This is a genomic window from Priestia megaterium, from assembly GCF_023824195.1.
In the GTDB taxonomy this organism is placed as follows: domain Bacteria; phylum Bacillota; class Bacilli; order Bacillales; family Bacillaceae_H; genus Priestia; species Priestia megaterium_D.
This window is the reverse complement of sequence record NZ_CP085442.1, coordinates 3,689,405-3,708,731: the sequence shown is the minus strand read 5'-3', so window position 1 is coordinate 3,708,731 and position 19,327 is coordinate 3,689,405. Positions and strand designations below refer to the sequence as shown.

The 19,327-nt window shown below is 34.6% G+C and carries 21 protein-coding genes and 2 pseudogenes; 14 read left to right on the top strand and 9 right to left on the bottom strand.

Going from position 1 to position 19,327, the window contains the following annotated elements; all coding sequences use genetic code 11:
• Window positions 1-178 precede the first annotated feature (178 nt).
• Window positions 179-331, top strand: a complete 153-nt coding sequence (locus tag LIS78_RS19180) for a YjcZ family sporulation protein (protein ID WP_013058439.1) — start codon at window positions 179-181, stop codon at window positions 329-331.
• A 302-nt stretch (window positions 332-633) separates the two neighbouring features.
• Window positions 634-1,104: a DinB family protein gene (locus LIS78_RS19175; RefSeq protein WP_057273788.1), complete on the top strand. Its 471-nt coding sequence runs from the start codon at window positions 634-636 to the stop codon at window positions 1,102-1,104.
• A 176-nt stretch (window positions 1,105-1,280) separates the two neighbouring features.
• Here LIS78_RS19175 and LIS78_RS19170 read toward each other — a convergent pair whose 3' ends face one another.
• Window positions 1,281-1,448 carry a hypothetical protein gene (locus tag LIS78_RS19170; protein WP_229754549.1) on the bottom strand — a complete coding sequence of 56 codons (168 nt, stop codon included), beginning with the start codon at window positions 1,446-1,448 and terminating at the stop codon, window positions 1,281-1,283.
• A gap of 31 nt (window positions 1,449-1,479) precedes the next feature.
• Window positions 1,480-2,670, bottom strand: coding sequence for a DHH family phosphoesterase (locus LIS78_RS19165; RefSeq protein WP_252284209.1), 1,191 nt, complete (start codon window positions 2,668-2,670; stop codon window positions 1,480-1,482).
• Window positions 2,671-2,996: 326 nt separating this feature from the next.
• On the opposite strand from LIS78_RS19165, the gene LIS78_RS19160 reads away from it, so the two are divergent.
• A complete protein-coding gene (locus tag LIS78_RS19160) occupies window positions 2,997-4,712 on the top strand; it encodes an NAD-dependent malic enzyme (RefSeq protein ID WP_252284208.1) in 1,716 nt (571 codons plus the stop codon).
• 235 nt (window positions 4,713-4,947) lie between these two features.
• Here LIS78_RS19160 and LIS78_RS19155 read toward each other — a convergent pair whose 3' ends face one another.
• Complete coding sequence (locus LIS78_RS19155) at window positions 4,948-5,358, bottom strand: YndM family protein (RefSeq protein WP_252284207.1); 411 nt, start codon at window positions 5,356-5,358, stop codon at window positions 4,948-4,950.
• A 238-nt stretch (window positions 5,359-5,596) separates the two neighbouring features.
• On the opposite strand from LIS78_RS19155, the gene LIS78_RS19150 reads away from it, so the two are divergent.
• Complete coding sequence (locus LIS78_RS19150) at window positions 5,597-6,010, top strand: general stress protein (RefSeq protein WP_252284206.1); 414 nt, start codon at window positions 5,597-5,599, stop codon at window positions 6,008-6,010.
• 100 nt (window positions 6,011-6,110) lie between these two features.
• Here the strand turns inward: LIS78_RS19150 and LIS78_RS19145 are convergent, their stop codons facing one another.
• The 3 genes and pseudogenes from LIS78_RS19145 to LIS78_RS19135 form a co-directional block, all read right to left on the bottom strand.
• Entirely contained in the window at window positions 6,111-6,350 is a 240-nt protein-coding gene (locus tag LIS78_RS19145; RefSeq protein WP_229754550.1) for a YrhK family protein, read from the bottom strand.
• Window positions 6,351-6,448: 98 nt separating this feature from the next.
• Entirely contained in the window at window positions 6,449-7,618 is a 1,170-nt protein-coding gene (locus tag LIS78_RS19140) for an MFS transporter (RefSeq protein ID WP_252284205.1), read from the bottom strand.
• A gap of 81 nt (window positions 7,619-7,699) precedes the next feature.
• Window positions 7,700-7,992: pseudogene (locus LIS78_RS19135) on the bottom strand (cyclophilin-like fold protein).
• A gap of 407 nt (window positions 7,993-8,399) precedes the next feature.
• On the opposite strand from LIS78_RS19135, the gene LIS78_RS19130 reads away from it, so the two are divergent.
• Window positions 8,400-9,302: a LysR family transcriptional regulator gene (locus tag LIS78_RS19130; protein WP_252284204.1), complete on the top strand. Its 903-nt coding sequence runs from the start codon at window positions 8,400-8,402 to the stop codon at window positions 9,300-9,302.
• A gap of 182 nt (window positions 9,303-9,484) precedes the next feature.
• On the opposite strand, the gene LIS78_RS19125 is transcribed toward LIS78_RS19130, so the two are convergent.
• Window positions 9,485-9,913 carry a MerR family transcriptional regulator gene (locus tag LIS78_RS19125; protein ID WP_209150483.1) on the bottom strand — a complete coding sequence of 143 codons (429 nt, stop codon included), beginning with the start codon at window positions 9,911-9,913 and terminating at the stop codon, window positions 9,485-9,487.
• Window positions 9,914-10,232: 319 nt separating this feature from the next.
• Between LIS78_RS19125 and LIS78_RS19120 the strand changes: the two are divergent.
• The 7 genes and pseudogenes from LIS78_RS19120 (at window position 10,233) to LIS78_RS19090 (ending at window position 15,144) form a co-directional block, all read left to right on the top strand.
• Window positions 10,233-11,084: pseudogene (locus tag LIS78_RS19120) on the top strand (aldo/keto reductase).
• Between the two features lie 331 nt (window positions 11,085-11,415).
• Window positions 11,416-11,559 (top strand): hypothetical protein, encoded by a 144-nt coding sequence (locus tag LIS78_RS19115; protein WP_229754620.1) that lies wholly within the window; start codon window positions 11,416-11,418, stop codon window positions 11,557-11,559.
• A gap of 317 nt (window positions 11,560-11,876) precedes the next feature.
• Window positions 11,877-12,206 carry a PadR family transcriptional regulator gene (locus tag LIS78_RS19110; RefSeq protein ID WP_013058428.1) on the top strand — a complete coding sequence of 110 codons (330 nt, stop codon included), beginning with the start codon at window positions 11,877-11,879 and terminating at the stop codon, window positions 12,204-12,206.
• A complete protein-coding gene (locus LIS78_RS19105; protein ID WP_252284203.1) occupies window positions 12,193-12,756 on the top strand; it encodes an HAAS signaling domain-containing protein in 564 nt (187 codons plus the stop codon). Before LIS78_RS19110 ends, LIS78_RS19105 begins: the two co-directional genes overlap by 14 nt.
• Complete coding sequence (locus LIS78_RS19100; protein ID WP_252284202.1) at window positions 12,746-13,609, top strand: DUF4097 family beta strand repeat-containing protein; 864 nt, start codon at window positions 12,746-12,748, stop codon at window positions 13,607-13,609. The genes LIS78_RS19105 and LIS78_RS19100 overlap by 11 nt, the downstream gene beginning before the upstream one ends.
• A 1,050-nt stretch (window positions 13,610-14,659) precedes the next feature.
• Window positions 14,660-14,806, top strand: a complete 147-nt coding sequence (locus LIS78_RS19095; protein ID WP_195782268.1) for a hypothetical protein — start codon at window positions 14,660-14,662, stop codon at window positions 14,804-14,806.
• A gap of 23 nt (window positions 14,807-14,829) precedes the next feature.
• Window positions 14,830-15,144: a CBO0543 family protein gene (locus LIS78_RS19090; RefSeq protein WP_209150479.1), complete on the top strand. Its 315-nt coding sequence runs from the start codon at window positions 14,830-14,832 to the stop codon at window positions 15,142-15,144.
• A gap of 201 nt (window positions 15,145-15,345) precedes the next feature.
• On the opposite strand, the gene LIS78_RS19085 is transcribed toward LIS78_RS19090, so the two are convergent.
• A complete protein-coding gene (locus LIS78_RS19085; protein ID WP_195782269.1) occupies window positions 15,346-15,930 on the bottom strand; it encodes a YitT family protein in 585 nt (194 codons plus the stop codon).
• A gap of 537 nt (window positions 15,931-16,467) precedes the next feature.
• Window positions 16,468-17,184 (bottom strand): hypothetical protein, encoded by a 717-nt coding sequence (locus LIS78_RS19080; protein WP_252284201.1) that lies wholly within the window; start codon window positions 17,182-17,184, stop codon window positions 16,468-16,470.
• A 973-nt stretch (window positions 17,185-18,157) separates the two neighbouring features.
• Between LIS78_RS19080 and LIS78_RS19075 the strand changes: the two genes are divergently transcribed.
• Together LIS78_RS19075 and LIS78_RS19070 are read left to right on the top strand one after the other, a co-directional pair.
• Entirely contained in the window at window positions 18,158-19,078 is a 921-nt protein-coding gene (locus tag LIS78_RS19075) for a CPBP family intramembrane glutamic endopeptidase (protein ID WP_252284200.1), read from the top strand.
• A 43-nt stretch (window positions 19,079-19,121) separates the two neighbouring features.
• Window positions 19,122-19,268, top strand: coding sequence for a hypothetical protein (locus tag LIS78_RS19070; protein WP_165351634.1), 147 nt, complete (start codon window positions 19,122-19,124; stop codon window positions 19,266-19,268).
• The last annotated feature ends 59 nt before the right edge of the window (window positions 19,269-19,327 follow it).

Here is a 19,327-nt window from a genome sequence, read left to right as displayed (position 1 = left end):
TTGCAGAGGGAGTAAAACTCATATATGGGATCTGAGGATGCTTCATTGTATGTAAAAGAAACTAAAAGGTTATTATTTTTTTATTTATAGTGATATAAAACGTAGTCTATCCACTTCGTGGAGCAAATTTCGTTTTTCATCATATGCTAAATGTATGAACGAGAAGGAGGTGAAGTTTATGTTCTTTGGCGGTTATGGCGGAGGTTGTGGCTATGGTTATGGCGGCGGCTGCGGTTACGGCGGTGGCAGTGGTTTTGCTTTAATTATCGTGCTGTTTATCTTATTAATCATTATTGGCTGTGCTTGTTGGGGAGGATTTGGCGGTTGCTAATTATTAGCCTGCCTTTATCTCTAACTTAAAAAAGTTAGCTTTATGCTAGCTTTTTTTATTTGTTAAATGGGGACATGTATAGTGATTAGTACTAATACCTTCTGTGTTAACCAATGGTTTACAGCTTGTTACTAAGCGTTTATGGAGTTTTTTACATAAAAGAATTGAATATACGATTCCTAAAGTATGAAAGTTATTATACTCAGCATAAGAACCATGAATATTTGAAATAAGTTTAGTTGAAAATTCACCTCTTTGTTTTGGAGAAATCATGTAAAATAATGATAAGAGGAGGAATGGAAATGAATGGAACAGACACAATAGTATTAAATATAAAAGAGATTAGAAGAAGAAGTATAAAGGTTTGGCAAGCAATTCCTGATGATAAACTCGATTGGAAGCCAGATAAAGAAGCTATGACATGCGTAGAAATGGTTCGTCATGTCTTGGAGTCAGAATACTATTATCATCTAGCTATCAAAAATTTGGGCAGCTTAAAGGAATTTGATTCTCCTTTTGAAAAAAGACCATTACAATCTATAAAGGATGAATTGGAGTTTGCAGCATCATACCACCAACAATTTTTAGACATGATTACTACTTTTTCTGAAGAAGATTTAACTAACATTCAAATAGACCGTTCAGATGTTGGTTATATTCGTTCTTTAGGGGATATGTTGATGCGGATAGGCTATCATGAATCGGTACACGCTGGACAACTCTTACAGTATTTGAGAATCATGGAGGTTGATCGACCTAGAATATGGGATTAAATCAATTAAATAATATGTATATCATAGATAAAGTTAGTTATCGTAATGTCCCTATTTGCTAAGAAACATTTTTTGTATTTATAGAAAGCTCATTGTTTGTAATCTGTGCTTTTTGCATGTGAATTTGACCAAACATCGCTGCAATATCTTTCCGAATAGACGAGCCAATTAATTAGCTATAAAACTATACCAGCGGCTATCTCCATGGAGATAGCCGCTGCGACTTCTGGATTTTGAAAACGTGCCCCGCATGGAATATCATCCAAACCTGCTTCTGAACGTTCAGGCGGAGCTGGGGGGAAAGCTGCTTCATTTTCGTTTAATAGCTTTTCTACGTCTTTCATTCATTAGATTAAACAAAATATGTTTCGGTGCTTATTCTCCGTGCTTTAGTTTTTTTATATACCTTATTAAGTACTTTACAAAGATATCATCTCTTACTAACCAAGCGGCATAATTCCTTTTTAGAAAAATTTCTGCTTCCTTAAAGCTTTTAAATGTATGAACCGATAGCCCTTTGCTATTTTCAATTATCCATTCATCTTCATCCTGAAGAGAAACAAGGAACATATCATCATTTTGAGTTTCGTAGAGAGAACCAGATGAAGATTCTTTCAAATTATATCGGTTTCTCTTTGCATCCTCTCGCACAGGATCCAGATGAAATGTATCTGTTACAAACTGGTTATAAGCCTCATTAGTTAACGAACATCCAGCAGCTTTTGCGTGACCTCCGCCTCCATAGTGACCAGCAACTTCTGATACATCCACATGATCATGAATAGTCCGAAGGCTAATTCTCTTTCCTCCCATATTCAACATGGCAATGTAATCAAGGTGAGGATATTCTTTTCCTAATTCGTTTCCAAGTTCTGAATGATACGATTCAGCGTACACGATTCCTGCTAAATAGTCACCTATAGAGGTTTGCACCAATTCTCGTCTTTTTCGACGAATATAACGTTCTACTTTATCTTCTTCCATATCTAATATCTTCTGTTCAAACTCGTCAAAAAAGAAGTGGTCACTGTTTTGAAGCCTATTAACCATTTTTTCTTCAAACTCGTCAATAGATATTAAAAAGAAGAGAGCATTTAGCCTGTGTGCCTCTTGGTTGTTGTTCTTTTCCCATTCCCAAGTATCATACTGCCTTACTAGTTCTACAAATTCATCAACCGCATTGGAAGTCTGTATAAGTTCATTTTCTATAAGGTATTCATAAAATAAGGACGTTCCTGAGGCTAAGTTCCCTTCGTTATCTTCCACGACAACGTGTCCCCATTCATATTCGTTGAAATGAAGAGCTGTTTTATGATGATCAAGCAGCTGGACTTTTCCTCCTGTTTGATAAAACTCTTCAAGTCTTTTTTCATTCTCTTCGTTTACTGATAAATCCGTAATAAATAAATGTGTATTTCTTTCTTCATTTTCTAAAAACCATTCTACTTCACGGTTAAGCGATGCAATAGAGTTATAACGAATTTTTATTCTGTCTCCAAAAGCTAACTTTGCTAAAATTCCGCATCCAACTCCATCTAAATCCGTATGCGATAACAGTTTATACATATCTTTCACCTCGAAATTATTATGATACGAGAGAAAGATTTTTAACCACTGAAGCTTTAGATTGCTGAAGAGCACTATAGTAAAACTAATTTTTCTTTAGTTAACTATGTTAACGTCCCAAGAGCATAACATATAAAGCTTCTTTCCACTTGATCTATCTGAATACAAACTAAATTGCCGCCTTAATTATATGTTTAAGGAAGAGCTTCTCCGTTTAAAAGTATTGTATGCAACAAGAAAACATCTTGGTTAACCATAATGATATCTATGGTATAAGAAAAACATTGGTTTTTTACATTCTTTTAAGAACGGAAAGGGGATAATATATGAGATCTTCTGCTGAAGCACAAAAGAGTTTCGTTCAAACACCATTAAAAGGGAAAAATATTTTATCGAGACCTTATCTAAACAAAGGGTCTGCATTTACAAAAACAGAAAGAGAAGAACTCAATTTAGATGGATTATTACCGCCCACCGTACTGACATTAGAAGAACAGGTACAACGTGCTTATCAACAGTTTAAGAATGCATCAAATGATCTGCAAAAAAATAATTTATTAAACGATCTGCATAATCGAAATGTGGTATTGTTTTATCGATTATTAAAAGATCATTTAAGTGAAATGCTACCGATTATTTACACACCAACCGTCGGAGAAGCTATTCAAGAATATAGCCATCAATATCACCGTCCTGATGGTCTGTATTTGTCTATTGATGAAGCGGATAAAATGGACAAAGCGATAGGAAATGTAGAATTAAGCTCAGAGGATATTGATTTAATCGTGGTTACAGACTCTGAAAGTATTCTTGGGATAGGTGACTGGGGAGTAGGCGGAATTAACATTGCAGTGGGTAAATTAGCAGTATATACAGCTGCTGCTGGTATTGATCCGAGCCGTGTTCTTCCCATTGTGTTAGACGTAGGAACCAATAATAAAGAATTACTTAAAGATCCGCTTTATTTAGGTAATCGCCATGAGCGTGTGACAGGCGAAGCTTACAATCAATTTATCGATCAATTTGTAAATAAAATAATAAATAAGTTCCCAAAAGCATTGTTACATTGGGAGGACTTAGGGAATAAAAATGCCAGACGCATTATAGAAGAGTATGGGGATTATCTTTTAACATTTAACGATGATATCCAAGGTACGGGTGTGATTACATTAGGTGCTGTATTGACTGCTTTAAAAATTACAAAGACCTCCCTAAAAGATCATCGTATTGTTGTCTTTGGACCAGGTTCTGCAGGTATTGGAAACGCTGATCGAATCCACAGTGCAATGGTTCTTGAAGGTCTTTCGGAAGAGGAAGCATATGATAGGTTTTGGGCCTATGATTATAGAGGACTGTTAACGGAGGAGATAAATGATTTAGCTTCATTCCAGCAGCCTTATGCCCGTAAATTAGAAGAAATAAAGAATTGGAAAAAAGATAAGGAAAATAAAGTACCTTTGTTAGAAGTAATCAAACAAGTAAAACCTACTATCCTAATTGGAACATCGGGGATAACAGGGGCATTTAAGGAAGAAATTATTAGAGAAATGGCTCGCCATGTAGAAAGACCTGTGATTATGCCTTTATCTAATCCTACTAAGTTAGCTGAAGCTATCCCGAAAGATATTATAAATTGGACAGATGGCAAAGCATTAATTGCAACAGGAAGTCCATTTGATTCAGTGGAGTATAGAGGAAAAGCATATGAAATTGGCCAAGCTAATAATGCATTTGTATTTCCCGGTCTTGGTCTAGGCGCAATTGCTGTAAAAGCTGAAAAATTTACAGAGACGATGTTCGCTGAAGCTGCAAATGCAGTCGCCCATATGGCCGAAACTCAAACCAAAGGTGATACGTTACTTCCTCATATTAAAGATCTTCAAAGCGTATCCAAAACAGTGGCTATAGCTGTTGCAAAAGCTGCTATTAAAGATGGTGTATCTAGAGTTCAAGAACAGGATGTAGAAAAATTAATAGAAAAAGCTATGTGGAAACCAGAATATAAGACTATCCGACCAATAAGTAAGGCAGAAGCGAATTGATCTCCCAGTAAGTTTTTTTAAGGTTATTCCTTTCGTGAGTTGATATAAACAGATACATCCAATGTTAAGAAGAGCCCATCTCTTTCAGCTGAAAAGGAGTGGGCTTTTTCTTATATGATATATGAATTCTCTACCATAATTGCATCTCTCAGAATTACAAAAGAGCCGTTTATTATATATACGGCTCTTTTTACTAATCTGTCTATTTTTGATGTTTGCTCTTCCTGTTAATAAGTTATTTATTATATGTCGCATCGGTATGTTTATAGTTATCAGTGTTAAGAACATGTTTATCTAGATACTTATGGAAGAACCATTCACCGACGGCTATAACAATAGCTGATACTACAGAAGCCTGAATAACAGTTATGGTATTTCCAAAAAAGGATGCCCCCATTATCCAGATGACTAAAAAAGATAAAATAAGATCAGAAATTGTAGCAACAATGTTTCTTTTTTTGTAGTCTGAGTCATCAGCAGCATTGCGGTATACTAACAAATCGCCAAGGGCATAAGCGACAACTGTGAGGACTAAACCGATTAGTATGCTGTCACTAAAATCGTAATTATAAATGCCTGTAAATACTGTACCTAAGACCACAGCGCTCATTACAAACTTTATAATAAGAGCCTTTACATGTTTCATCTTTTTTCTCATCTCCCTTTTATTATCTTTTAATGAATATATACCCAGTCCAAGGGGAGGCAATCTTTTTTAGATAAACGTTTTGCTTTAAGCAAGCTAGCATTTATTTAATCGAATTCCTTAAAAAGGGAAAATCATTTTATTCACTCTTTTAACTACGGGTCTATTGTTAATAAGGGTAGAATAGCGGGTACATAAAAAGTAAGGAGAAAAGATCTTAATGAAGGAGGAAAGCTCTATGAGTAAAAGTATTATAGGTGTATATGAGTCGCCAGAAGAAACATTAACTAGAATTGAGAAATTAAGAATGATAGGGTATGAGGATAATGAAATTACAGTTCTAACTAATCAAGAGACCGCAGCGGGCAATCTAGCTTATAGAACGAATGTAAACGTGGATAAGCTATCTGCTGTTGACCAAGATGAAGTCACTCATGAAGATATGACTGGAGGGGCCCAGCCGGATTCTTTCTTAGATAAATTAAAGAAATTTTTTGTGGTGCAAAATTACTCAAATGAAGAAGACCGTGCAGCAAATTTAGGTATTCCCACAGAGGAGCTAACCTCTCATAAAAAAGATTTAGATGATGGAAAGTTTGTAATTGCTGTGACTTCTCATAAATTGAATGAAAAAGGGTTAGACATAGAGTGATATATTTGATTTAAAAATGAAATCAAAAGGGGGTGTAGGCTAACGCCTACACCCCCTTTTGATATATAGAATTCATAAGAAAAATTTTTCACAAAGAAGATTATTTATTACGATAACCTGCCTTTAAATATTTTCGTAAGTGAAAATCATGCACTAATTTAATCGTTGAACGAATGAGCAATTGCACGCTCCAAAGAATAAATAACCAAACCCCTATATTTTTTAAGGAATCATAGAAGAATAAAATACTGCCAATTAGGAACCAGATGCCTATCAAGAAGTCATTAATCGTATTTATAACTTTATAATGACCAATAATTTTTACGGTGCAATTAATCACTTTAATTTATAGGCAGATTAGTAAGCACTCTCATCATGTAATAAAAGAAAACAAAGGGACCCTACATAGGGTCCCCCAAGAAAAGTTGCATTGATGTCTTATTTTAAAAGTTGACTTACAGGACGATGCATGTAGCTTCTTGGTAAAATAAATACTACGCTCAATACTAATGACAAGATCCCCACTAGTACAACGTATTGTGTACCCATTTCTGATATAAACAGTCCACCTACAGCTGTACCAATCGTTGTTCCTAAGTTAACGGATGATAAAAACAATCCGTTCGCGAAATCAGGAGCTTCTGGAGCTGCTGATGAAATCCAATATTGATTAATATTCGTTCCTATACCAGCGAATATTCCCCAAACTAAAGTCATGATAGCCATAGGCCAAGTAAACTGTCCGGTGAAGAATAAAATGATGTAAACGACTCCCAATGCGAAAGGGAATACTACTACAGTTCTGATGGCGTTTTTTGTAAGCAACCTCCCTGCGATAATGTTTCCAATAATATTTGCCACACCGAATAGAATCAACATGAAGCTAATTAATTTTCCAGAGATATTTGTAACGGTTTTAAGATACTCAGCAAGATAACTGTATACCCCAAATACTGCTGAATTCAGTAAAAGGACAGCAATAATGGAAAGCCAAGTAACAGATTTTTTTAATACGCTTAGCTGTGCTCCGTATGAAAGTCTTTCTTTAACAGGCATTGAAGGGAAGAATGCCCACGTAGCAATAAATACTATAGCGTTAATGACAGCAAAAAACGTCATTGATATTTGAAACGAAACTGTGCTTGCAAGAAAACTTGCGATCGGTACACCAAGTACCATACCTGCAGATACGCCAATAAAGACTTTTGAGACAGCTTTTGGAGCGTCTTCCTTGCTAACTGAGTTCGCAGCCATTGTAAAAGCTGCTGAAAAATAAATTGGATGAAAGATGGCTGGAATCACACGCGCAATTATGGCAATAGCAAAGTTAGAGGTAAATATAGAGATAATGTTACCTAAAACGAAAATACCAAGTACAAGCAACATCGCCTTCTTACGATTGACTCCTGAAAATAATAACGGCATAGTTGGACCGGATATTGATACAGTAAGCGCAAAGAGACTCACTAGCCACCCGGCCTTCGATACACTGATATTGAAGTGATCAGCAATGTAGGGCAGTATCCCTATAACCCCCATTTCGGTATTTATAATACCGAAAGCTCCTAGGGTTAAGATAAATATAAGTAACTTATTTTGTTTAGCCATAAAATAAATTTCCCTCTTTCTAAAAAGTGTTATGTTCTAGCTGCTTCAAAGCAGGCTGTTTAAAGAGCAATTGTCATGTTTTTACTTAGTCACTTTTTCGATGGTAACTGTAAAATCACCATGAATATTTTCCACGTTTTCTTTTCCTGATTCAATTTGACCTAGTATGATAAGGTCATTTGTGGCATCCTCAAAATCTTTATAAAAAATAGCTACATTTCCCCAAGGAGCGTAATAAGCAAAGTCTCTTTTTTTGATAGATCTCCGGCTTGTACATCATCTGCTGATAATCTTTTTTGTAAAATACTAATTTTCTCTTTGCCTATATAATCTTCAAAAGTTATTGTTAAAGGCAGTTGAGCTAGAAAAGCCATACTTGCTGGGTTATCGTACATCCTAACGAATACTTCTTTGTTGTTAAACGTCAATTTCATTCTTGTATCTGAAATACTATCTTCTTTTTGTTGTTCTGGTGCTTGGTTTAAAGGATTACTTGCATTATGATCTTTGTCCGCTGCAGATGAATTATTGTTGCCACAAGAAGCGAGGGCAGCGCTTATTACTAAGATAGAAGCTAGGCCCAACAGCTTTTTCATTTTAAGCTCCTTTCAATTTTGAATAATTTAAAGTGTTGCTTTTGTGATATGAACTTCATTGATATTTATTCTAACGGTTCCTTCAGGATATAAAAAATACTTATATCTTATATCCTGATATGTTTGATAAGCATTTCTGGAATGTATATACTAAAGCTTGTGAAATGTGAAAGGAGGAGGGGGATGTGGAATTTCGAGTTTTGCGCTATTTTCTTACGGTTGCAAGAGAAGGAAACATCACGAGAGCTGCTGATTTTTTGCATGTGACACAGCCAACTCTGTCGAGACAATTAAAAGATCTTGAACAAGAGTTAGGTAAAAAACTATTTATTCGCAGCAGTCACAGTGTCATTCTGACAGATGAAGGAATGCTGTTGCGAAACAGGGCAGAGGAAATCGTTAATATGGTGGATAAATTAGAGGCAGAATTTAGTTCTATGGAAGAAACAATAGGTGGTGATGTCTATATAGGCGGCGGGGAAACTGAAGCGATGAAACACATTGCACGAGTAGCAAAAGATGTACAGTTACGTTATCCCAATATACGATATCACCTCTACAGCGGAAACGAAGAAGATATAACGGAACGGCTTGACAAGGGTCTGCTTGATTTCGGTATTTTAATTCAGCCAGCCGATATTTCAAAATACAATTATCTTAACATGCCTGCCAAAGATGTTTGGGGCGTTGTTATGAGAGAAGACAGCCCTCTTGCCGTCAAAGAAAGCATTCAAGCTGCGGATTTATTAAAAGTTCCACTGATTTGTTCACGACAGGCCATGAAACAGACTTTTTCAAAAAATGAATTTGCGGATTGGTTTGGCGAAGATTTTCATAAATTAAACATCGTCATTACATACAATCTTGCATATAATGCTGCCATTATGGTTGAAGAAGGCGTTGGATATGCAATAACACTTGATAAAATAGTCAATACATCTACTAATAGTAACTTTTGTTTCAGGCCCTTACAGCCAAGGCTTGAATCAGGTTTAAATATTGTATGGAAAAAGCATCATGTTCTTTCAGCTGCGGCTGATGCGTTTTTAAAAGAACTGCAGGAGGAATTTTCACACACTCTAAACTGACAGGGCATCGGTCTAGCTCAAACAAATGGAGTAAAACAGCTTCCATCTGATTTGTAATCGCCCGGGACATTTTAAAGAGAGTTAAAGTTGAAAACCGAGGACAGTAAAAAGACTTATCTATACGGTATGATAGATAAGTCTTTTTACTGCTGATATAAATACATGCTGATATAGAGGTGATGTTAAGATTCTTTGGATGTTTTATTAGCATGTATTAACTCCCATTCGCCAGGGTTAGTGTCATCTGGAGATAACCCGTTAATAATATCAAGATAGTGGTTTGCTTTCTCCTCCATATACTTTACGGTTTTTTTAGCTTCCTCTAACTGAGCTTGAGCGATCTCTTTTTGCTTTAAAATGATTTGATAGCGCTCATGAATGGTACTGCCACCTTCTAAACACAAATCTACATAAGTTTTAATGTCTTCCACTGTCATTCCGCATTGTTTTAAATATTTTACGCCTGTAAGCCAGTTAATGGACTCTTGATCAAAAAGGCGAATATTGTTTTTATCACGCTGTACACTCGGAACTAATCCTTTATCCGTGTAGAAACGAACGGTATGTTCTGTTATATCAAGTAGCTTAGCTACATCTTTCACCGTATACATTTTAGCCACTCCCATAAACATTTTTTCTTCATTACTGTTTAAAATCCTATCACATTCATGTAACACGAAGGCAATAGGATGATTATCGTTCAAGTTAATAAATTTGTTCGTACCATCAAAGTAATCTATACAAACACCCAGCTGAACATAAAGCTGAAGTATAGTTTATCCACTTCCTTCACCGTATACGCTTTAATTTTTCATTAAGAGATTTAACGTAATTTATTTAAAAGCCTTGACCTCGTGTTACACGAAGGTATTAGGATAATACTTGTGCAAGGTTAACGAAACTTACTATGTAAAACAGGAGGAATTTTATATGCGAAAAGTTACTTTAAACAATGGTGTCGAAATGCCAATCTTAGGCTTCGGTGTATTTCAAGTTCCTGATTCAGCTCAATGTGAACAAGCAGTATCCAATGCGCTTGAAGCAGGATATCGTCTAATTGATACAGCGGCGGCCTATATGAATGAGGAGGCAGTTGGTGCAGCCATCAAAAAAAGTGGCATTCCAAGAGAAGAGCTTTTTATCACAACAAAGCTTTGGATTCAGGACCAAGGTTATGAAAGTGCTAAAAAAGCCTTTAATGTTTCTTTGGAAAAACTAGGGCTTGACTATCTTGATTTATACCTAATTCACCAACCATTTAATGACTATTATGGTTCTTGGCGCGCAATGGAGGAACTTTATAGGTAAGGGAAAATGCGTGCTATCGGTGTATCCAACTTTTATTCGGATCGTTTAGTTGATTTAATCCTAAATAGTGAAGTTGTTCCGGCTGTAAACCAAGTGGAAAACCATCCGTTCTTTCAACAGGAAGCTCCAAAGAAAGTTATGGAAGAATACGGTGTGCAAATGCAAGCATGGGGACCATTTGCAGAAGGTCAGAATAATATCTTCCAAAATGAATTACTTTCTGATATCAGAGCGAAATATGGAAAAACAGTAGCACAAGTTATTTTACGCTGGCACATTCAACGTGGGGTTGTTACTATTCCAAAATCTGTTCGTAAAGAACGCATTGCTGAAAACTTTAACATCTGGGATTTCACTTTAAGTGATGAAGACATAGCAGCAATTACTGCTATGGACAGCGGGAAAAGTGAAATTATTGATCATTTTACCGCCGATACGGCTAAAGCCTTAAATGGATGGAAAATTCATGAATAATGAAATACTTGCACCACCCAGAAAATTAAATTTTTGATAGCAATCTACTTAAAACAGTCATAAAATTGACTGTTTTTTATTATTAACAAATGTAAAATAACGGTTGCTTTTTTCTTCAACTTATTACAAAAAAATCAAATTTACTTAAGACATTTCTATCAATTGTGATAACAGCTGTTAAATTTTATCTTAAAAGTGATATTCTTATAAACATTCAATCAGTATGCTTTCAAAGCTATTTATGGATTTGATTTTACAGTATAAAAAATATGGAGAGCCACGATTGCTTTATTACTCTTAAACGAAGGATGAGTGATGTAAGAACAAATTTATAATACCAGCCATACTAGTTATATTCGCTTTATGGATTTTATTACAATTGGCTTTAGGCGGGATTGTTTTCAAAAACCCGCTAAATTATTTTATCTTAATAACGGTTTTCTTTTTATTTATTAAACAAGCGAAAGAAAAATAGCCTAGAATGATCGCTGCTGTGTAGTCTATAGTTATAGGCTGCTTTTTTTTGACCGCGTTAAAAATAATTCCATCTATAAGCTAATTAGAAAAAGAAGGTTGAACCTTACTTCATAAAAAACACCTTATTTAATTATTATCCATCTGGGTTTAAAACTTCATTACGACTGTAAAAATGGTTAAAATTTTAAAAAACATTAAACAGTACCTTGCAATAAACAATAGCTGGTGATATATTGTAATTATTAGGAAGATTATTGTGAATCAGTACTATACAATAAACAGTAGTCGAATTTGAAAAGAAAAGGGTGAAGAACGTTGAACGTACAATTTAAAAAAGGAGTTTTGGAGCTTTGTGTCCTTGTGTTACTTGATAAGAAAGACCGCTATGGATATGAATTAGTTCAAAAAATCTCCGATCAAATTGAAATATCAGAAGGATCAGTATATCCTCTTCTGCGCCGATTAACAAAAGAAGAATACTTCACAACCTACTTAAAAGAATCTACAGAAGGTCCTTCAAGGAAATATTATCAGCTTACAGCTAAAGGCAGGGATTATTTATACGAACTTATCGATGAATGGAACGAGTTTTCAAGAGGTGTTAATCAATTAATTAAAGAAGGTGTGAACAATGTCGAAGAGTAAATTTTTACAACAATTAAATGAATCCTTAAAACCATTATCCGCAAAAGAACGAGCAGATATTTTACAAGATTATGAAGAACATTTCTCCATTGGTTTAGAGGAAGGAAAAACAGAAGAAGAAATTGTAACGTCGCTAGGTTCTCCGAATCAAATAGCTAAAGAATTGCTGGCAGATTATCACGTTGAGCAAGCAACAGCTAAGGCAACAACTCAAAATATTTTGAGAGCTACTTGGGCCGTAATTGGTTTAGCTTTTTTCAATGTAGTGATTGTTCTTGGGCCTGCCGTTGCATTAGCTGGCTTCATTCTGTCAGCTTGGGGCATAGGCCTATGTTTCTTGCTATCTCCTATTCTAGTTCTAGGTGAGGCTATTGTACATTCAAGCGGCTTTTTTCTCTTTAATTTATTTATGTCTTTAGCATTCTGCGGACTTGGATATTTTATTATGTTAGGTATGTTAGTTGTAACGAAGCTAGTTATAAAAGGCTTTGTACGTTATCTAAAATACAATGTATCACTGGTGAAAGGCGGTTTAAAACGTGTTGAATAAAAAGAAACTCTCTGTTCTTGCAGGCATTCTCATCCTTGTTGGGATGGTAGGAGGCCTCCTTACCTATCGTGCTATTGATCCTCAACCTATTTCAAAAGAAAAAGTCATTAACAGCAATCAAGTATCAAAAATAAACATCGACACGGATAATACTCGTGTTCATATGTACCCTATCGAAGGCAATGATATCAAAGTAACATTAAAAGGTGAAACATCTCCTAACATAAAAAGAGACTTCACTACTGACGTTAGAAATTCAACCCTTTTTATCTCTTATAGTGAACAGCAGCGAAGCTGGGTCAATTTTGATATTGTTAGTGTATTAAAACCGCTATCCATCAACGTTTATCTGCCTGAAAAGCAATATAATTCATTGGGAATTTCCAGTAACAATGGGTATGTGTCTGTTAAAAAATTACGCGCAGCAGATGTGTCTGTTCGTGCAAACAATGGACGTGTGGAATTAGAGGACATCGATTCACAAAACCTGAAAACCAGCGTACACAATGGACTTACAAGCATAAAAAATGTTGCAGCAAAAACGGTTCAAGCAAAAGGAAATAATGGAAAAATAACGCTGAGTAACGTGGAAGGTAGTTTAAAAGGTGAAACTCATAACGGAAGTATTGCTTTAGAAACCGAAGAACTTGATCGAAATATTGACTTTCAAACGCACAATGGAAAGATTAAGATTAGAACGAAAAAAGAACCAAGTGACGTTCAATTTAACGTTTCTGTCGACAACGGGAAAGTAGATATCTTAAATAAATATGATAGGAACGCTGTTATTGGAAAAGGAAAGAATACGATTAAACTAGCCACTCATAACGGCAGTATTTCAGTAACAAAGTAACCTGTTAGCTATCTAGCATAAAGCGCATCCAGCATAAAAGTGTGTTAAATAATTCGTGCATTTTTGTTTAAACTATAGTAAAAAAAGCTAGGGTATAGCTAGCCTAAAATAATTTTAAAAAGGTTTCACTCATTGAACGTTGATGAGTGGAACTTTTTTTATGCAAGTTTAATAAGTTAAAAGCTTATCATTAAACAAAAAAACGAACATTAACGTCATATTTTTTTTGAATTTTTATTCAACTTAATTTATAATTTGATAGGTGAATGTAGATTGATGTTCTAGATGTAAACATAGAACAGATTTTAGAAAAAGATAAAGCAATCTAGTAATGTCCAGACTGCTTTATCATTAGTTATTTACCTGTTTTATGATATCACTAATTTCTCCATCCTATTTCCTGAGATAAAAACTGCCCCCATGATTATATTCTTATTTACTCATGCTGCAGGGTTCTTTTTTAGTGTTTTACTAAGGGCATGATAATGATGAACTACAATTTCTTTTATGTAAATCTCCTATAATTTAACTTCTTCTATAATAAATATCACATGCTCTATTTGGATCCTCTATAAAATTTAGTTAATATAATATCTTTTTAAAAAAAATCGTACATTAAAAGTTCGATCGAAAATGTAAGATTTGTAGAAAAGAAAAATAAAGGTTTTCTTACTTGTAAAGGATACTGTTTGAATTAACATGATAGAAGATCTTGAAATAATTATATAATTCTTCATAAAACGTAATAAATAAAAATTTGTAGCTAGAACAAATCACTCACCATAGAGGAATCGCTATTCTGCATCTAACTCCTAATGACCCGAACAAACAATAAGAGACGACAGTGTGTTTTCCATTTTTTAACTTGCATCGAATATATGTTCTTATTCCTCACAATCAGCAGAAAACCATACAAAATAAACATTTTTCTACCAGTTATAATAAATAGCTTGTGAACAAAAAATTGTTCATTTTTCCCAAACATTTTTCTTCAAGGAACAGACAATTATAAACAAGTACGTTCTATCTACTTTAAGGAGGTTTTTAAGAATGACTAAAAACAATCAACGTTATAAGCAAAAAGATGCTCAGCTGCTTGGAGGGAATATTACTGATACTGAATTAGGACAAGAACTGGGAAGCATTCATCAAGCAATTTCGCAGCTAAGTCAAAACTTTTCTCAGTTCTTTTTGTAGCGATCTTTTCTTCATTTCTTGATATGATTGGAGACTTTTTAGGGCTGTGGGATTACCGATATGAAGTATTTCCATTAACTTCTAACTACTTGCCGTGGGACTTATTTTTATTACCCATTTCCATGATGGTTTTTATACAAGTAAAGCCTAAAATTAACCCTGTAATCAAAGCACTGATTTATTCAGCAGTAGCTGCTTTTATTGGTCTTCCACTACTTAATTGGATTGGCATTTATAAACCGCTGCACTGGAGGTACATTTATTCCTTTGCTATTCTAATTGTTATTTACTTAGCTGCATCTTACATAGCTTCTAGAAGAAAGTTTGAAAAACTATAGGTGGAAATGCTAAGACTAATGTTCAATAATTAGAGCAAGCTACTCAAGATGCAATAGAGCATCAACTAACGACTATTGTTAATTCAACTTATAGAGAAAGACTATCTCTTTGGAGTGGGAAGAGATGGTCTTTTTTTATTTGTGAAAATAAAGAAATCTTAAAAAAACAGGGGATAGAAGGTACTAATTTTATAATTCAAATCATTTTTTTTTAGTAATTAACGAAGTCGTCATTCCCCCTATAAAAATTGTTGAACATGAAAAAAGAAACGTTTTAGGTCCTAATAAAGGAAGACCTGCTGTTATAATCAAACCGTCTATACTTAAAATAACTATCCCTATGTTCAAAGAAAAAGCTTTTGATATTAGTTGAGCTAGTAAATCTGTTCCTCCAGTGCTTGTCTCATACCGAAGCATAAGACCAACCCCCGTCCCAATAAATATCCCTCCAAAGATTACACTAGGAAAAACAGAAAATTGGAACTGGTTTTTAATAGGTTCTAGCCAATCAATCAATAAAGAAGAAATAATTAGCCCATAAAAACTATTATAAAAATAATGACGCTCATAAATCCAAGCAAACCAACATAATGGGAGACCTAAAATAATCATCGTTACACCTGTAGGGAATTCAAAATAATAGTGAAGGATGAGAGCAATTCCAATTGTTCCTCCATCTAATAAATAATGAGGAACTAAAAATCCATTAATTCCTATGCTTAATAATAAGCTTCCTACAAAAACAATCAGTATTTTTTGGAAAATAATAATCACCTTTTTAATCAATTTATCTCTTACTATATTTATATGTTTTTACTACCTATTATGAATTTTTTTCTTTTTATGTAAATGAATAAAGATTTATCTCTTGAGCAAACTACCCAAGGCGCCGTGAGGGCATCATAAAATAGCTCTCCACTCCTTAGGAGGAAAGAAAAAGCCACTAATTAGAGGGGAAGTCCCTAATTAGTAGCTTTTTTATTTTTAAACTGTTTAGATCTTTACTTATTGTTTTAAACGTAGATAATTTACGAAGTGATAGAGTTCATACAACTTTTTGGCTGTAAAGTTTAAGTGAGGAGTTCGGAGAAAGAAAAGTAAGTTTCATAAGTCAGTGTTATCAACTTGTTTTATTTCTTCTAACGAAGAAAAATTTCTAGGGAGCCAGAGACCCAGTCTAGTATGTCCCCATAGATACAACCAAGATGTTCAAAGGCCTTCTTTCTTGAATTCAGTAAAGTGGCCATTTTTATATCACAACTGTTGGGAAATTGGAAAACCTAATGTATTAGACGAAAAATCTATTGCTCTATCGCCACTTAATTACCAATCAAAAAAAGCTTTTAACGCAATCATTGTAGCAGCGTAGACAAGAGATGAGATTAAAAAGGTTGGCAAGTGCGCGTGTTTTTCAAAAGGTAGTTCTTTACTGATAACGTTAAATAACATTGCACCTGAACTAAATGCAATCATCGACTCAATAAGCAGGCCGGATGAGGGCCCGAAGACGCCCATGATTGATCCAAGAAAAGTTGCCCCGGCAAGCATATAGCGACCTCTGTTTTTGTGCAAGCGATGATGTTTTTTTCCTAGATGGTAGGACCACCCGATAAAGTGAAGGCTGATAGCCAATCCATAGAATAGTGATTCAACTCGCTTGACATCGATTGAGAACACAACATAAGAAATGATAAAAGAATAAACCATAAAGAAACTCGCCTGTACCATATAAACGGTCAGTTCCGTTAGGTGTGTGGCTGCTGCCTTCGTCTGAGCGAATGAATAAACGGAAAAATAGACGAGTAAGCCGAGAAGACCAAGAAAATATAGTTCAGTATCAAGGGCCAGCGATCCTCCAAACTCTTCTTGTTTCTTATGAAGCGTCGGTAAGATATAAATAAACACATAAGCAATAGCGACACCACCTGATAATGAGAGCAGCTTTTGCTCCCCGATTGGAGAACGTTCGACAATTGTTAATGCGTATAGTTGAATGAGGATAAATACAATGCCTATTATAATTGATTCAATTGTAACCATGATTGTCTCCTTTTAAGGTTGAATTTTAGGGTTTAGTTCCCTTTAGAAGAAAAAGAGAAACCATACTTTGGGTGGATACTTCTTAAAGAGGCGCATTCATTAAGGGGATATTGTACCTTAATTATTTTCTTAAAACGTATTATCTCCATACTAAATGAGATGAAAAAGGTTATAAAAACTCTATCTGAGATTTAAATAAAAGAAGCAAACTCCTAATGATAGGGAGTTTGCTTTTTTGTTTCTTTAAATATTCCTGCGGGACAACTAACACCCTTTTTCCAAAAGTTTTCGATTTATTTACCGCATGATACGAATCTAGCAATTTTATCAGTTTTACTAGACACTTCTTATTGATTATCCTATTTTTCTTAGTTATAATATTGTTGTTACATTTGTAATAATAATGTAATATTATTGTAACTTATATACATTTTTATAGTGTTATATAAGTTGGTTGCTAATTTAAAAACTAAAAAAGTTGTTTATGGATAAACTCTTAGGTGTTGTGGTAACAGCCATGAGGGTAAAAGTTTGAATAAAAAGGTGAGGAAAATGTTGAAAAAAATATTTATTTTAGTTGTTTTAGGATATATATTCTTGAGTAGCAAGTACTTTCTTCAAAATTATGTGTATGCGGGTACATATGAGCAACATATAACTGTTCAAGATGATTTGCTGTCTAGTCTTCTTTCAGAAAAAGCTGTTTTTTAACGGCTTCCATGACGCTAAGTAAGAGAAGAAGAAAAAATTCTGTGTGAAGAATCAAGGGATAAATAAGGTGATGCTTTACTGGCTTTGGCAGTCTCTTTGGGTTTATCTCTAAAGGCAGCGTCATTTGAAAAGGGCTACGTCAGCGGTATTTAAAATATATACAGGGCTACTCGTCCTAATAAATTTATATATTGCCTGGACGAAAACGAAGTAGAGAAGAAATATTTGATTGAGAAGAGAACGCTGAGGGAGTAAGAATAAAATGAAGAACTATCTAGATGTGGAAGAAGGAAAAAATGGCTGGAAGCGTTATTTAAGCACAGCGATACTGGCTTCTGCGTTCATGCTATTAGGGTCGATTATTTATATTATAGCTGACATGGTTATGGTTGCAGCAGATGAAAGTGGAAAGTCATACTTTGATTTCGATAGTGGAGTTGCTGTAGGAATCAATGCTAATCTTGATTTTCTGTTATCTCATATTGTGTACATATGTTGGATTTTTGGTTTGTGGATCGGAATTCGTTTTATTCATAAAAGAAAAATGAAATCATTAATAACCTCTAACAAACGTGTGAACTGGAAGAAAATAATATGGTCCTTTGGAGCTTTCAGCCTGTTATTAATGGTCGGGCAAGTAATTGATGTCGTGTTTAACCATTCGGATTATTCATGGAATCATGTAAGTCTGAAAGAGTATGTTTTCTTAATTCTTATTACGCTTTTATTAGTACCTATTCAAACAACAACGGAGGAACTGTTCTTTAGGGGGCTTCTTCTCCAATGGGTGAGCAAGAGAGTGAAACGCCCTATTTTACTTGCTATTATTGTTGGATTAATGTTTTCAATAGGACATTTTGCTAATCCTGAAATGAATAAATCCATTATATTAGTCGGACTGGAGTACATTGTAGCTGGTTTTGCTCTTACATATATCGCCATTCAAACAAAAAGTTTAGAAATTACCATTGGAGCACATGCAGCAAATAATATGTTTCTGGCTCTGTTCCTTACAACCGACGATTCTGTCTTCGGATCTATACCAAGTTTGTTTAAGGTAGCTAACACTGAACCAGGAGCTAACCTTATTTGGTCGATTATTACCTTTAGTGTTTTTTATATCTTATGTAGAGGGAAAATAAAAAAGGAAGAAGCAGCTAACAAAGATCAGCTTATTGCTTAAATTAGTGGAACCAATAACCAAATAAGATGGGAGATGTAACATAGTGAGTGGAAATCACGATGAAAAGAAACCATTGACTCGTGCAGAAATGAAGCGAGGCCACTTAGCTACTCAACATCGTATTTTAAATGTACTTATCGTTCTTGCATCAATTGCTGCAGTGTATCTAGCTATAAAAACAATACTTTAGAAGAGGCTGGGACAAAAGTACTTTAGCTGAAGTGAAAAACGAACCACTGATCAAAATTT

Excerpts from the sequence above, each read along its gene's own strand:
- LIS78_RS19150 (WP_252284206.1), top strand. The coding sequence starts at position 5,597 with ATGAGTAAAAGTATTATAGGTGTATATGAGTCGCCAGAAGAAACATTA.
- LIS78_RS19140 (WP_252284205.1), bottom strand. The coding sequence starts at position 7,618 with ATGGCTAAACAAAATAAGTTACTTATATTTATCTTAACCCTAGGAGCT.
- LIS78_RS19090 (WP_209150479.1), top strand. The coding sequence starts at position 14,830 with ATGATTGGAGACTTTTTAGGGCTGTGGGATTACCGATATGAAGTATTT.
- LIS78_RS19125 (WP_209150483.1), bottom strand. The coding sequence starts at position 9,913 with ATGTATACGGTGAAAGATGTAGCTAAGCTACTTGATATAACAGAACAT.
- LIS78_RS19170 (WP_229754549.1), bottom strand. The coding sequence starts at position 1,448 with ATGAAAGACGTAGAAAAGCTATTAAACGAAAATGAAGCAGCTTTCCCC.
- LIS78_RS19175 (WP_057273788.1), top strand. The coding sequence starts at position 634 with ATGAATGGAACAGACACAATAGTATTAAATATAAAAGAGATTAGAAGA.
- LIS78_RS19095 (WP_195782268.1), top strand. The coding sequence starts at position 14,660 with ATGACTAAAAACAATCAACGTTATAAGCAAAAAGATGCTCAGCTGCTT.
- LIS78_RS19075 (WP_252284200.1), top strand. The coding sequence starts at position 18,158 with ATGAAGAACTATCTAGATGTGGAAGAAGGAAAAAATGGCTGGAAGCGT.
- LIS78_RS19160 (WP_252284208.1), top strand. The coding sequence starts at position 2,997 with ATGAGATCTTCTGCTGAAGCACAAAAGAGTTTCGTTCAAACACCATTA.
- LIS78_RS19180 (WP_013058439.1), top strand. The coding sequence starts at position 179 with ATGTTCTTTGGCGGTTATGGCGGAGGTTGTGGCTATGGTTATGGCGGC.
- LIS78_RS19080 (WP_252284201.1), bottom strand. The coding sequence starts at position 17,184 with ATGGTTACAATTGAATCAATTATAATAGGCATTGTATTTATCCTCATT.
- LIS78_RS19165 (WP_252284209.1), bottom strand. The coding sequence starts at position 2,670 with ATGTATAAACTGTTATCGCATACGGATTTAGATGGAGTTGGATGCGGA.
- LIS78_RS19105 (WP_252284203.1), top strand. The coding sequence starts at position 12,193 with ATGTCGAAGAGTAAATTTTTACAACAATTAAATGAATCCTTAAAACCA.
- LIS78_RS19155 (WP_252284207.1), bottom strand. The coding sequence starts at position 5,358 with ATGAAACATGTAAAGGCTCTTATTATAAAGTTTGTAATGAGCGCTGTG.